The following is a 13,488-nucleotide window of genomic DNA, read 5'->3' as shown; positions in this document are numbered from 1 at the left end:
CCTTCCCGCGTAGTGAACGGGGCACTCCCCCTTGCCCGCCGCGGATGCCATGTCGGGCGGGCCGGTCAAGTCGGGCACGTCCCTACCGATCACTATCAGTAGTGACGTTACTCGAATACGTGAGGCGGTTGCCGGTAAAGCCGGACATCTGGCTCCCGCCCACGCCGTCACGGCAGCTCCGCGAAGCGCTCGACCTGGTCCGTACGGCCTGACACGATGATGACGTCGCCATAGCCGAGCTCGGTCTCGGCGGTGGCGTAGGTGAACTCCTCGCCCGGCCGCTTGACCGCCACCACCGTCACCCCGCACTTTCGGCGCAGGCTCGACTCGCCGAGGGGGACTCCGACGTACTCCTTGGGCGGAAGGGTCTTGACCAGGGCGAAGTTCTCGTCGACCTCCATGTAGTCGAGCATCCGCCCGCTCACCAGGTGGGCCACGCGCTCACCCATGTCGTGCTCGGGGAAGACCACGTGCTGGACGCCGATCCGGCTGAGGATACGGCCGTGCTGCCGGCTGACGGCCTTGGCCCAGATGTCGTCGATCTCCATCTCCACCAGCAGCGACGAGGTGAGGATGCTCGCCTCCAGGTCGTTGCCGATGGCGCACACCGCGCGGTAGAAGTCCGGCAGGCCGAGCTGGCGCAACGCCTCGGGGTCGGTGGCGTCGGCGGTGGCGATGTGCGTGATCTGTCCCGCGAGGCTCTGCACCACCTTGGGGCGATGGTCGATGGCGAGCACCTCGGTGCCGCGCCGCACCAGCTCGAGGGCGAGCGCGGTGCCGAAGCGGCCCAGACCGATCACGGCCACGGGGTCGTTTCTCATGTCAGCCAACGATGACGTCCTCTTCCGGTAATTCGTAGCGGCGGGTGCGCTCCTTGAGCGCCAGGGCGGAGCCCAGCGTGAGCGGGCCGATCCGGCCGACGAACATCAGCAGCGTGAGCAGCATCTGCGCGGCGGGGGAGACGGTGGAGGCGACGCCGACGGACAGCCCGGTCGTGCCGAAGGCGGAGACGACCTCGAAGAGCACCCGGTCCGGGGAGTGCGGCGTCAGAACCAGCAGGGTGTAGCTGAACAGCGCGACCAGGGCCACGCTCAGCACGGTCAGCGAGACCGCCTGCCGCTGCGCCGCCTCGGTGAGGCGGCGGTGGCCGATGTTCACCCGGCTCTCGCCGCGCAGCTCCGCCCAGACGATGAACGTGAGCAGGCCCAGCGTGGTGACCTTGATCCCGCCGGCGGTGCCCGCGCTGCCGCCGCCGACGAACATCAGCAGCTCGGTGACGAGCCAGCTGGAGGGGTGCATCTGCGTGATGTCGATGCTGTTGAACCCTGCGCTGCGTGGCATGACGGCGGTGAAGAACGCGGTGAGCAGCTTGCCCTGCTCGTCCATCGGCCCGAGCGTGCGGGGGTTGGTCCACTCCGTGAGGAGGAACAGCAGAGTGCCGCCCGCCACCAGGACGGTGGTGACCGTGAGCGTGATGCGGGTGAGCAGCGACCAGCGGCCGGGGCGGCGCCAGGAACGGCGCAGTTCGAACACCACGGGGTAGCCGAGCCCGCCCACGATCACCGCCGTCGCGACGGTCAGGCAGACCCACGGATCGGCGGCGAACCTGACCAGGCTGTCGGGCCACAGCGCGAAACCGGCGTTGTTGAACGACGAGACCGCGTGGAACAGGCCCAGATACAGCCCTCGCCCGACGGGCTCGCCGTATCCGAGCACGAACCTGAGCGTGAGAACGGCTCCCACGACGGCCTCGCAGAGCAGGTTGAAGAGCACGACCTTGCCCACCACGCGCCGCAGGTCGCTGCCGTTGAGCACCCGGGTCTCGGCCTGCGCGGACAACCGGGCCCGCAGGCCCAGCCTGCGGGAGACGAGCAGGGTGAAGACGGTCGCCAGGGTCATGATGCCGAGGCCGCCCACCTGGATGAGGACGGCGATGACCACCTCGCCGAACACCGACCAGTGGGTGGCCGTGTCGACGACGGTCAGCCCGTTCACGCACACCGCCGACGTCGCGGTGAACAGGGCGGTGATCCAGTTCGCGGGCTTGCCCGAGGTCGTGGCGAGCGGACTGGACAGCAGGGCGGTTCCCAGGAGGACCGTCACCCCGAACACTGTCGTGATGACCTGCGCCGGCTGGTGGAAACGCGCCACCATGGCCCAAAACAGCCTCATGCAGGCTTCTCTCCGTCGTCGCGGCCTCCTGTGCGTTCGCGCAGGTGGCCGTGCCAGGCGGGGAGCTCGCGTTCGTCGTCTAACGGGCGGGGCGTCTGCGATACCACCGAGAACCTCCGTGTGGGCACCGGAACCACGTCCGCCGACCCGACTTCCCGGAACACCGCGGCCTACCGTAACAGCACATTTCCCGCCAGGCACATCAGGGCTCTCACCCCGTGGTGACGGCGAACGGGCCACCGGCGCCGAACACGAGGCGGGCGAAGTTCTCGCCGATGCGGCGATGTCCCTCGGGGCCGGGGTGCACCTCGTCGGGCAGCGGCAGTTCCGCGTAGTCCGCCTCGCCGTAGAGGTCGCGACCGTCGAGGTAGTGCAGGTTCGGGTCGTCGGCCGCCCGCTGTCGCACGATCCGGGCGAGTTCGTCGCGGATGACGTTGAGCGTCAGACGCCCGGCGGCGCGCTCGGCGGGATCGCCCGTGGCCGTGAATCGCACGGTCCCGCCTTCGAAGCGGGGCGCGAGCGGGCCGGGGGTGTCCTCCTGGACCGGGCACAGGATGGAGGACACGACCAGCAGCGGCGTGGCCGGATGCCCCTCGCGAATGGTGTCGAGGAAGCCGTGGACCGCGGGGGTGAAGGCACGCAGGCGCATCACGTCGCCGTTGACGATGTTGATGCCAATCTTGACGCTGATCACGTCGGCGGGGGTGTCCCGCATCGCGCGGGCGGTGAACGGGTCGAGTAGCGCGCTGCCGCCGAACCCCAGATTGATCAGCTCCACTCCGCCCAGGGCGGCGGCCAGAGCCGGCCATATGGCGGTCGGGTGGGCGGCGTTCGAGCCGTGGCTGATGGAACTGCCGTGGTGCAGCCACACCCTAAGTCCGCCGTCCGGGGGTCCGCCGTCTTGGAATCCGCCGTCCGGCGCCGGCTCGATCGGGGTGTCGGTGCGCAGGGCGATCAGCTCGGTGATCTCCGTATGCGGCAGCCAGATCTCGACGTTCTTGTCACGCGCGGGGAGATCGGCGAACCGGGCGGTGCCGGGCGGCCCTTCGCGCAGCTCGGCGGCCTGGGAGGCCAGGTCGATCACGCGGACGTTGCCGCCGGCCACCGTGGCCTGGGCCGTGAGGCGGCCGTCGACGAGCAGGTCGTACACACCGTCCGCCGGGGCGGGAAGACCCCGGTAGGCCCTCTTGGTGGGCAGCGTGTCGAGTTCGATGGTGGTGGCCCGGGTCCGGAACGCCAGGCGTACGCCGGACGGCTGGGCCTCGGCCATGGCCAGTTGCCCGTCGGGGATCTGCCGGCGGGCCCAGGCGGGCAGCCGGTGCGGCAGCAGGCCGCGCGCCGTGCGTTCCACGTCGAGGGCGCCGCGCACGATGTCCGGGGTGACGGGTGTGGTGATCCAGTCGTGTTCGACGCTCATCGCCTCAGCCTGTTGATCGGGATTTCCGGGTGTTACGCCGCGTCGGTGCGGCCCCTGGTGGTCACGGCCCCTGGTGGTCACGGGTGGTCACGGCGTCGTCCGGTCGCGCAGCAGGGCGTCGAGGGAGTCCACGATCCAGGACCAGGATTCCTCCGGGTCGACGGCGGTGTGGCTGAAGCCTCCGCTCATCTCCAGGCTGACGTAGCCGTGGAACACGCTGCCCAGCATCCGGACCGCGTGCGTCTGGTCCGGCTCGGCGATGTCGTAGCCGCGCAGGATGGCCCGCGTCATCTGCGCGTGCCTGACTCCGGCGCTGGCGGCCGCCGTCTCGGGGTCGAGCCTGAGCCGGGCGGCGTCGTAGCGGCCGGGATGCTCCCGGGCGTAGCCGCGATAGGCGTCCGCGAAGGCGGCCAGGGCGTCCTTGCCGGCGCGCCCGGCCAGCGCGTCCGCGACCCGGTCGGCGAGTTCCTCCAGCGCGAACAGCGCGATCGCGGTCTTCAGGTCATGGGAGCTCTTCAGGTGGGAGTAGAGACTCGCGACCTTGACGCCGAACCGCCGGGCCAGCGCCGAGATCGTCACCTGGTCGAAGCCGACCTCGTCGGCCAGCTCCGCCCCCGCCCTGATCAGACGTTCCGTGGTCAGTCCCGCTCGCGCCATAACCCTCTCCCCACTCCGCCTGAACTCATTATGGATTTGCCTAACATGTTTAGGCAAATCGCGAATGAGTCTCGCGAGGCTGTCCGGCGCGTACCCGGCTACGGCGTCGTGCAGGAGGTCGGGCGGCCGCGGCTCAGGCATGTGCCGCACGGGCGTCGCGGACAGGGTGGGTGCGGACAGGGTGGGGTGCGGACAGGGTGGGCGCGGACGGGGCGGGTGCGGACGGGGTGGGCGCGGGCGAGGACGGGGTGGGCGAGGTGGCCATCGGCGGGCTCGCCGGGCTCCAGGATCTGCCCCACGACAACCGGGCGGGCCGGCGAGGATGAGCTCGCCGGCCCGCCCAGGCCGCTCGTCACCTACCGGCTACCGCACCCTCAACTTCTGGTAGTCGGCGGCGTGGGGCTGGTAGGTCGGGTTGCCGGAGTAGGCAACGTGGACCGTGTACCCCCCGGGCTGCAGATCGGCGGTCCGCAGTGTGACGACGGCCTCGCCGTCCACCAGTGGCACGACCTGCACGGTGCCGCCGAAGCTGACGGTGACCTCGCCGGTCGGGGTCGGAGCGCTCTTCTTCTGCCCGCCCGCCGGCCCGACGGTCACGTCCAGCTTGAACGTGTCGCCGCGGACAACCGACGCCGGCGCCGTTTTCGCCTTCACCTTGACGGCGTTCGGGCCGGAGGGCACCTGGAACGACGCCGTGCCCTCCGACGCCCCCAGGTAGTCGAACCCGAGGTACTCGGCCTTGACCGTCCGGGCGCCCGCGGGCAGATCCGCGGGCAGCGTGACCGTGGCCACGCCGTCGTCCAGGTGGGCGAGCTTCGACCACGAGCCGATGCTGAACCGCACCTGACCGCCGGTCTCGAACCCGTCGGCCGCCTTGACGGTGGCGGTGGCCGTGGTCGTCTGGGCCCCGCTCGCGTACGGCGCGACGGCCACCTCGGTGGTGGTCGTGACGTCGCTGTTCGCGATCCCGCGGATGTCGTTCCACTCGCGGACGGTGATCGGGATCACGGTTCCGTGACGCGGACGGACGACGCCCGCGTTGGTCATCGTGATCGCCTTGGCGTTCCAGGTCGGAGCCTCGATGTTGTCGTGGCACGCGGCCTGGTATCCACCACCGTTGGTGTACCGGTCACCCCAGAGGTAGAACTGGCCGGGGCAGGAGGTGTCACCGGGGTTGGCCTTGAAGATGATCGGCCCCTCGTACCCCTGGTTGGCGACCCACGTCGTGCGCCCCAGAGCCGGAGCGACCAACGTCCAGTTGTTGATGTTGCTGTCGAGGAAGTCGGTGTGCTTCTCCGAGAAGATGTCCGAGCCCTGGTTGCCGGCCTCGTTCTTGGTCACGCGGTAGTAGTTGTCACCGACCCGGATCGCGGTCGTGTCGATCCGCGACAGAGGGGCCGGGTTCTGCCAGACCTTGGGACCGGAGAACGTCTGGAAGTCGCGCGTCGTGGCGTACCACATCTGCGCGTTCCCCTGACCGGTGCGGTTCACGGGGTCGTTCCACATCGACTGTGCCCAGAAGACGGCGTAGGCGCCGATCTCCTCGACCCACAGCGACTCGGGTGCGAAGGCGTTGCCCGCGTTGTCGGGCGCGACCTTCACGTGCCGCTGAGGAGTCCAGTGCACGAGGTCGTGCGACTCGAACACCTCGATGTACTGGGTGTCGTTGATGGCGTATCCGCCCTGGTCGTACCAGTTCAGGTCGGTGGCGATCATGTAGAACGTGTCGCCGTCGGGGGAGCGGACGATGTGCGGGTCACGAAGGCCCTGGTCGCCCAGCTGGGAGATGAGCGACGGCCGGCCTCCGGTCAGACCGGTCCAGTCCAGAGCGGTGTTCCCGTTGGACGTCGCGAACATGATCTGCTCGCCGTCGGCGATTCCCTCGCCCTTGAAGTACCCCATGAAGTACCGCTCGTACTCCTCGGAGCGGGGCATGGCGGTGATGGTCACCGGGAACGACTTCGTCTGCGAGGCCGAACCCTTGGTGATGGTCGCCGTCAGCACGGCCTCGACATTCGCGCGGCCGAAGGCCGGGCGGGTCACCTTGCCCGTCGGAGTGACGAGGTCGCTGGTCGACTTCCAGCTGATCGTGGATCCGAACTCGCCGGTGGCAGGGAGGTCGATGTTTCCGCGTACGTCGTCGATGGCGTGCAGGCTCAGGTCGAACGTGTCACGGCCGACCGCCTGCGCGTCGTCGAACTCGGCCTTCACCACGATGGGGATCTCCCGTGTGGTGACCTCCTGGGCGCCCTTGCGGACCGTCGCCGTGAGCGTGGCCGTCGCGTCGGGCTGCCCCTTCGCGGGCCGGGTGATCCTGCCGGTCACCGCGACCTTGCGTGCGCTGGGGAGGGCCGGCGGGGTGGAGACCTCGACGACCGACGGGTCCGAACTCGTCCACGTGATGGCCGAGCCCGCCACGGAGCCCACCTTGGGCAGAACGATGTCACGGACGATCGCACTGGTCAGGCCGAGGTCGATGGCGTCGGCGTCGGCGTGAACGCCGGTGGAGACGGTCTTTCCCGCCAGGGCGAGCGTCTCGTCGAGGCTCACCGCCCGGTCGTAGACCCGGAAGTCCCGGATCGTTCCGCGGAATGAGTAGTTGCCCGACGTCTGGGAGCGAGCGAGGAAGTTGCAGTTGGTCCCCGCGGCGTTCACCGACGGCGCCGTGGTCAGGTTCGTCGACGTCGCATGCAGCACGCCGTCGAGGTAAAGCCTGCCGGTCCAGCTCGTGCCGTTCGCGTTCTGCGACTGGGTGTAGGTGACGTGCGTCCACGCCGCCTCAGGCATGCGGACCCGGTTCTGCTGGAGGTTCGCCGAACCCACCGCGATGCGGAACCGCTGGGTGTTCGACGCGAAGATGGAGCCCTGGGCGCCGGTGTCGGCGTCGCACGAGCCGGACTTCGCGCCGAAGCCCCACATCTGGTGCTCGCCGACGTTCGCCGGGTCGATCCACACGTCATAGTCGACGGTGAGGTTCGACATGCCGGCGGTGATGTCGTTCGGCAGCGCCACATACGCACCGGTGAGGGCGCTCTCGTAGGAGTCGGGGTTGAACCTGACTCCATCCCCGGTCAAGGTGGCCTTCTCCGGATGCACGAGCGTGGCGTTCGCCGCCGAGCCCGCGCTGCCCGAGTTGACCAGCGTCGTCCCACTCGTCTCGTTGAGGACGAAGTGGTGCACCAGCCCCTCGTTGAGGTTCTCCTCGGCGGCGTGCGAGGGCGTCGCCGCGAACGAGACCGAGACAAGCGCACCCAGCACCAGGCCCGCGACACCTCTACCCTTGCGACTCAGCCTGGGACGTGACCTTCGCTGTCGCGATCTCAATTGGTCCTCCTTGATGCGGTCACTGTGAACACGTGGGGCGCGGCCCCGTTCGGGGCGGGCCCGACCGCACTCGCGGGGGACTGGTCTCGTCGAGCGCTTCGACGAGACAAGGGCAGCACAGACAAAGGTTCACCTCGGCGTGTGATGGGGGGACGGAGTGAACTGGGGGATGAGCTATATGTCGCAGGTGTCCGGTCTTGAATGCAGACACTAACCTCCAGTCCCAGCGAAAGATAGCTTCACTAGAAGCAAACTTTGCGAGTTAACTGGTGAAAGATAGGCGAGGCCCGGATAAAGGTCTCATCCTTGCGACTAATCTGACCCTGTCCCGCGGTCGGTCGCCCGGAAGAGTCGCCCGGAAGAGTCGCCCGGAAGTCGCGCAGACGACGGGAGCCGCCCCCGGTGTCCGGGGGCGGCTCCGCTCACGCCGGAGGGCCTATGCCCAGGGCTGGGAGACGACCCAGCTCACGTCGGCGTTCCATGCGGTGGCGTTGTCGAAGGTGTTCGAGCCGCCGTTGCTGGCGATGTAGACGACATTGTTGTAATGGCGGATGAACCGGGTCGGGAAGTTGTAGGAGGCGAACGACGTGCCCTGACCGCTCTTCCCCGCCTGCGGGCAGAAGGTGGCGTCGGAGGCGAACAGCGAACTGCCGTCGTTGGGCTGCCGGTGGAGCTGGTAGTTCTGGTGGCGCAGGAAGTCGCCGGGGTAGTTCCGCGACTCGAACGACACGCACGAACTGCTGGCCAGGCCGCTGCGCACGATCCAGGTGGCGTCGTTCTTGTCCAGTGTGGAGCTGGACGAGGTGATCACCGACGTGATGGCGTCGTCTTCATAGTGCCGGATGTAGCGGTCGGTGTAGCCGGACGTCGTCGCGCGCAACGAGATCGACGAGCCGGGGGTGAGCGTCCCACCGGGGGTGCCGGTGCCCGACGTCGAGTATCCGGCGGCGACGATGTTGGCCTGGACCGCGTTCTCGGTGGCGTCGGTCGGATAGCCCGAAGTCATCACGCCCTCGTAGAAGGTGCCCCTGGCGCCCACGCTGTTGTCACCGCCGATGCCGAGGATGATGGCGCCTTCCTTCTTCATCGGGTTGTAGCCCGAGACGTTGGGCCGCACCCCGTTGTAGAAGGTCGACAGGCTGCCCGACTGGGCGTTGCCGCCGCGGATGGCCCAGTGGTTGGGCTCACCCTTGACGATGGCGGTCAGGAACCGGTGGCTGATGCTCGGGTCGCCCGCGTTGTAGTGCTGGTTCACGCCCGAGAACAGGCCGTTCTCCAGGTCGGCCATGATCCAGGGGCCGTTGCCGGCGCCGTATCCCCAGACCTTGATGTTGCCGAAGTAGATGGCCTCCATCGTGCCGTTGCCGTTGTCGCGGCTGTTGGTCTCGGCGTTGCCGTAGTCGAAGCAGCAGCCGCCGTTGTAGTGGGTGCCGTCGAAGATGGCGTACATGCCCTCCGGCTGGTCGCCCTTGGCGACGCCGTTGGTGTTGTTGTTGCGGTAGCCGGTGCCGGGGGCCACGTAGACGCCGTAGGCCTTGTGACCGCCGACCGTGATCGGCGCCGCGGTGGCGACCGCGAGGTTGTCGTAGCCGCCCGCGGCCGGGCCGGCGAACCCGCCGGGAGGCGCCTGCGTGAGCCGGTTGTTGCGGCCGGACTGGTCGTAGATGATCGTGATCAGGCAGGTGGTGCCGGAGCAGAACGAGTCCTGCGCGGAAGCGTCGGCCACCCCGCCCGTGCTCAGCACGCCGATGTCGCGCGTGGCGTTGTCCGAGGTGCGGCGCACCTGATAGAGCGGACCGTTGTAGTTGCCGTAGAGCGCGCGGGTCGTGCTGTGCGCCGCGACGCACGGCGTGCCGCCCGCCGCGTAGATGTCACACGGCCCCTGCCCGGCCGCCTCCGACGGTGCCGCGAGGCCGGCCAGCAGGCCCGCGGCGAGCGTGATCGCCGCGCCCGCGGACAGCGCCACCCGCTTCAGACGCCCTGATCGGAAAATCATGAGGCTTTCCGTGCCTTCCTGGTGGGGGGTGTCTCTGGTACAGAGAGTGTTAGCGTTAACAATTGCAGTTGTGAGCCTGCCGTCTCACAGTCGTGCACGGGGGATCGGTGCGCTCAGTTTTTGCTTCTGACCCGTCTCCGTCAAGGCCCGAATTCGTGGGTGAGGCCTTCACTCGCGCCGCCTGGGTCTCGTCCGGGATCGGCTTGCCGCGCGGGAGGCTGCGACCCGCCTGTATTGATCAGCGTCGCGTTGTGCTGCTCGGGAGATATTCCGCCGCGCTCGCCCGGCGCCGCGACATCCCGATCCGTCCGGCCGCGCGGGCGTGGAACGGAAAGCCCTGAAAGTTTCACGACCGACGCTCACGCGCCGCGTCTCGACGCCCGGACGCTGCTGTGCGGCTTGGGTGACAGTGCGGCGCGGTCAGCGCGAGCTGACCTGCACACCGGAAACACCGCACTCATGGCGCGACGGCCGACGGCCGCCGCGCCATCCTGGTGCCGACGGTGACCGCCACGCGAGGCGGACACGTCTCATCGACGATTCCCCGGTGGTCGGCCCGCAGTCGCGACGGCGTCTCCTGCGGACGGCCGGCGCCCGGTCTGGATCAGGGTGTAGCCGGTCTTGCGCGTCGGTGCGGTCGCGGTACCAAAAAAATGTGTGTGCGCCTGACGGCATGTGCGCTTCGAGCGAGGGCGCATGAAGATCAAGGCCCTGGCCGGGGAGGGCGCCTGCGCGTGGACGCCCGCCGACGTGCCGCCGAGGGAGCGGTACTCGCATGAGGCGCTTCCTCGACGGGGCGTCCGCCTCAGAGTTTGTGCAGTTTCTTGAATGGGGCAGTGATGCGTTCCTGCTGTGATCGGAAATCGACGAGCACCGCCACCCCGTCCTCTACTTCCAGGACCACACCGAGACCGTATCGGTCGTGGGTGACCTGGTCGTTCACACTGAACTTCTCAAGAGGCGGGGCGGGGGGCGGGGGCTTGAAGGGACTGGTGGGCAGGTGACGGCGGGACGCGCCGCTGGCTGGCTTCATTCCCTCCAGTATGGGCCGCTCGCAGAGCCGCTCACAACCAACCCAGGGCCTTGACCCGCTGTCTTCGTCCTGGCAGCGGTCTGTTTCGGTGATCTATGGCGGTGCGAGGACGCTCACCGCAGGCGCCGGCGCGGCGATTCGCAGTCCCACCTGCCTGCGGGGAAGCCCCTGAACGTGCTCCAGCCGACGGCCACTGTGCGCCTGGCCGGGCTGGACGTGGACGATCGCCGGGGAGGGAAAGCCCTCCCCGGCGGGCCGCACCATCAGGGGGTGACCGGCCGGGTCGCCGCCGAGGTGGCGACGGCCTTCGCGTAGGCCTTCGCCGACACGGTGACCCGTACGGCGACGCGGGCGCCGCGGTCGTGGCCCGTGAGGTGATAGGTCCGCCCCGTGGCGCCCTTGACCGCAACGCCGTCGCGCAGCCACTGGTAGGTGACCTTCTCGGGCGACGGCGTCCACGTGCCGGGGGACGCCGTCAGCGTGCGGCCGATCTTCGGTGTCCCGCTCACGGCGGGCGGCTGGGCCGAGGTGAACGTTCCCGGCGCGACCGGCGCGGTCGCCGCCGACCGTGCGGAGGCGGCGGTGAAGTACGGGTCGTCGACGGTCACCTCGACGACCACGCTCCTGCCGAGGTCCGCGACGCCCGGCCGGTACGTCGGCTCGGTGGCCCCCGGGACCTTCGCACCGTCCACGTACCACTGGTAGGTGAAGCCCGCCACCTGCCGCGACCAGGTCCCCGCGGAGGCGCTGAGCTCACCGCCGACCTTGGCGGGCCCGCTGATCGTCGGCGGCGTGGTGGCGCTCACCGGCGACCGCTGCGCGTCGTGGAGGTCCACCTCGGCCGTGCGGACGAAGACCTGGCGGTGGGCGTACCAGAGTTGGTAGTAGCGGTCCTGTCCTTTGAGGTCGGTGCGGTCGCCGGGGGCCGATCCGTCGAATGTGGTGGCTCGGTAGTAGTCGGTGACCACGTCGTCGTCGCTCACGGCGTACGTCTGGCCGGCCGGGATCTTGTACTCCAGCGGAGACAGGGCCTGGACGGGGATGCCGGTGCCGGCGTAGGCGCTCGACTCGGGGTAGGCCCGGCCGTAGACGGCGGCGGGGCCGGCCGCCCCGGCCTTCACGGTGACGGTCTTGGCCCGGGTGCGGACCACGACCGGATGGTCGGCGGGGCTGTGCAGCCAGGCCAGGGAGCCGGCCCACCACACGCCGAGCCAGTCGCTTTGCACCTGGGCGACGATGAGCTTGTGGCCGGAGACGACGCGGGCGCTGATGTCGCTCGCGTACGTCGAGCCCGCGGTGGAGCCGGGCTTCCAGCCGGGGTCGGCGGCGAGGGGCGCCGTCTCGGACGGCGACTGGTAGAGGGGCAGGAAGTTGGTGCCGGCCCCGGTGACGCAGTCGGGGGAGGGCGGGGAGGCGGCGGCGCAGCCGGTCACCGGCTGGGGGTTGTCCCGGTAGCCGGTGCGGACCTCCACGACGTCGCCCGGGGCGACGTCGGCGGTGGTCTTCAGGTCGCCGCCGATGGGGGCGCCGAGCAGCTCGAAGTAGTGGTCCCAGTCCCAGTAGGGGCCCGGGTCCCAGTGCATGCTCCTGGTGGCGCCGAGGACGGTTCCGGGCACCTGGTCGTGGCCGATGACGTGCGCCCGGTCGAGGGGGATGCCGTACTTCTGCGCGAGGTGTTTCACCAGCGTGGCCGAGGTCTGGTACATCGACTCGGTGAACCAGCCGGCGGTCCCGGCGAAGCCCTCGTGTTCGATGCCGATGGAGTGCATGTTGACGTACCAGTTGCCGGCGTGCCAGCCGACGTCCCCGGCGTCGAGGTGCTGGGCGATGTGGCCGTCGGAGGACCGGATGGTGTAGTTCCACGCGAGGTACGTCGGGTCCTGGGCCAACCGGACTGAGGGGTCGTAGTAGCCCTCGGTGTCGTGGATGACGATGTAGTCGAGCGTGGGCCCGCCCGGCCCGGTCCGGTCGGCGAGGTCGTGGTTGCCGTAGTCGGTCGTGTTGTCCGGCTCGCCGGCGGAGCCCTTGGCGTACGGCGCCTCCAGCCACTCGCAGTCGAGGCCGGATGGGCAGTCGACGCCGGCATCGGCGGCGAGCCGCGCGGCGGGCAGGGCGACGGAGTCGTCGGCGGCGAGGGTGACCCGCCCGCCGTCGGCGGTGACGCGGCTCTGACCGGTGCGGAGGGTCTGGTAGACCTGCCGGACGAAGTCGTTCCTCGCCCCGAACCGTGCCACCGCGTCCCGCCAGGAGCCCAGATTGTCGCTGTCGCCGCGGTCGTGGTAGGACGCCAGCAGCGCGGCGCCGCCGCAGATGCCGGCGTTCGGCTCCCGGCGCAGCGCGTCGGCCGTGAGCCCGGTCAGCCCGGACGCCGCCGCGATCTGGCTCGTGGCCCCGACCGGGCGCCCCTTGTCCGCGCCGTCCCCTGCCTTGGGCGCCCGGTCGCTCAGGTCGAACACGCCGTAGCCGCCGTCGGCGCTCGGCCTGCCCTGGTGGTCGTCCCAGCGGGACAGCATGTACGCCACGGCCTTCAGCAGCGGTTCCGGCACGCCCGTCGCCGTGGCCGCCTCGCCGAAGGCGGCTTCGCGCGTGGGCGCCGACAGCGTCGCGGTGCAGGAGACTTCCGGCCCGGCGGTGGAGGTGGAGGCGGGGGTGGAGGCCAGGACGGACGGCGCGGCGGGGAACAGCACCGCCGCCGCGACGACCGCGACGGCGATGCCGCGATGTGGAGTTCTCAACGTGTGCGACCCCTTCTCGAATGCCTGCGGGGGGATCAGGCCGGGGCAATCACACCGCCGCGCGCCGCCCTACGCCAGAGCGGCACGCGAATCTCGTCGAGATCGTAACTTTTCGCCGGACAGGCCGAGTCAGATGAAAATCCTCGCCGGGGGC

Annotated in this window: 9 protein-coding genes; 1 reads left to right on the top strand and 8 read right to left on the bottom strand. The window is 69.7% G+C overall.

Annotation, left to right across the window (positions count from 1 at the left end; translation table 11 throughout):
- Positions 1–167: 167 nt before the first annotated feature.
- The 4 genes from ACGFIB_RS20390 to ACGFIB_RS20375 form a co-directional block, all read right to left on the bottom strand.
- Positions 168–821, bottom strand: a complete 654-nt coding sequence (locus tag ACGFIB_RS20390) for a potassium channel family protein (RefSeq protein WP_189104911.1) — start codon at positions 819–821, stop codon at positions 168–170.
- A gap of 1 nt (position 822) precedes the next feature.
- Positions 823–2,172: a TrkH family potassium uptake protein gene (locus ACGFIB_RS20385; RefSeq protein WP_357243642.1), complete on the bottom strand. Its 1,350-nt coding sequence runs from the start codon at positions 2,170–2,172 to the stop codon at positions 823–825.
- A 211-nt stretch (positions 2,173–2,383) separates the two neighbouring features.
- Positions 2,384–3,589, bottom strand: coding sequence for a GDSL-type esterase/lipase family protein (locus ACGFIB_RS20380; RefSeq protein ID WP_393373932.1), 1,206 nt, complete (start codon positions 3,587–3,589; stop codon positions 2,384–2,386).
- An 87-nt stretch (positions 3,590–3,676) separates the two neighbouring features.
- Positions 3,677–4,246 carry a TetR/AcrR family transcriptional regulator gene (locus tag ACGFIB_RS20375; protein WP_357259890.1) on the bottom strand — a complete coding sequence of 190 codons (570 nt, stop codon included), beginning with the start codon at positions 4,244–4,246 and terminating at the stop codon, positions 3,677–3,679.
- 197 nt (positions 4,247–4,443) lie between these two features.
- On the opposite strand from ACGFIB_RS20375, the gene ACGFIB_RS20370 reads away from it, so the two are divergent.
- Entirely contained in the window at positions 4,444–4,572 is a 129-nt protein-coding gene (locus ACGFIB_RS20370) for a hypothetical protein (RefSeq protein ID WP_393373930.1), read from the top strand.
- A gap of 37 nt (positions 4,573–4,609) precedes the next feature.
- On the opposite strand, the gene ACGFIB_RS20365 is transcribed toward ACGFIB_RS20370, so the two are convergent.
- The 4 genes from ACGFIB_RS20365 to ACGFIB_RS20350 form a co-directional block, all read right to left on the bottom strand.
- Complete coding sequence (locus ACGFIB_RS20365; RefSeq protein ID WP_393373927.1) at positions 4,610–7,504, bottom strand: immunoglobulin-like domain-containing protein; 2,895 nt, start codon at positions 7,502–7,504, stop codon at positions 4,610–4,612.
- A gap of 502 nt (positions 7,505–8,006) precedes the next feature.
- Complete coding sequence (locus tag ACGFIB_RS20360; protein WP_393373924.1) at positions 8,007–9,566, bottom strand: alpha-L-arabinofuranosidase B; 1,560 nt, start codon at positions 9,564–9,566, stop codon at positions 8,007–8,009.
- Positions 9,567–10,371: 805 nt separating this feature from the next.
- The gene (locus tag ACGFIB_RS20355; RefSeq protein WP_142574894.1) at positions 10,372–10,599 is read right to left on the bottom strand and encodes a hypothetical protein; all 228 of its coding nucleotides are present in this window, start codon (positions 10,597–10,599) and stop codon (positions 10,372–10,374) included.
- A 263-nt stretch (positions 10,600–10,862) separates the two neighbouring features.
- Positions 10,863–13,334: an N-acetylmuramoyl-L-alanine amidase gene (locus ACGFIB_RS20350; RefSeq protein WP_393373921.1), complete on the bottom strand. Its 2,472-nt coding sequence runs from the start codon at positions 13,332–13,334 to the stop codon at positions 10,863–10,865.
- Between the last annotated feature and the right edge of the window lie 154 nt (positions 13,335–13,488).

Source organism: Microbispora bryophytorum (genome assembly GCF_043197435.1).
In the GTDB taxonomy this organism is placed as follows: Bacteria; Actinomycetota; Actinomycetes; order Streptosporangiales; family Streptosporangiaceae; genus Microbispora; species Microbispora bryophytorum.
This window is presented reverse-complemented; position numbering and strand designations above follow the sequence as displayed.

Excerpts from the sequence above, each read along its gene's own strand:
- ACGFIB_RS20390 (WP_189104911.1), bottom strand. The coding sequence starts at position 821 with ATGAGAAACGACCCCGTGGCCGTGATCGGTCTGGGCCGCTTCGGCACC.
- ACGFIB_RS20385 (WP_357243642.1), bottom strand. The coding sequence starts at position 2,172 with ATGAGGCTGTTTTGGGCCATGGTGGCGCGTTTCCACCAGCCGGCGCAG.
- ACGFIB_RS20380 (WP_393373932.1), bottom strand. The coding sequence starts at position 3,589 with ATGAGCGTCGAACACGACTGGATCACCACACCCGTCACCCCGGACATC.
- ACGFIB_RS20375 (WP_357259890.1), bottom strand. The coding sequence starts at position 4,246 with ATGGCGCGAGCGGGACTGACCACGGAACGTCTGATCAGGGCGGGGGCG.
- ACGFIB_RS20360 (WP_393373924.1), bottom strand. The coding sequence starts at position 9,566 with ATGATTTTCCGATCAGGGCGTCTGAAGCGGGTGGCGCTGTCCGCGGGC.
- ACGFIB_RS20355 (WP_142574894.1), bottom strand. The coding sequence starts at position 10,599 with ATGAAGCCAGCCAGCGGCGCGTCCCGCCGTCACCTGCCCACCAGTCCC.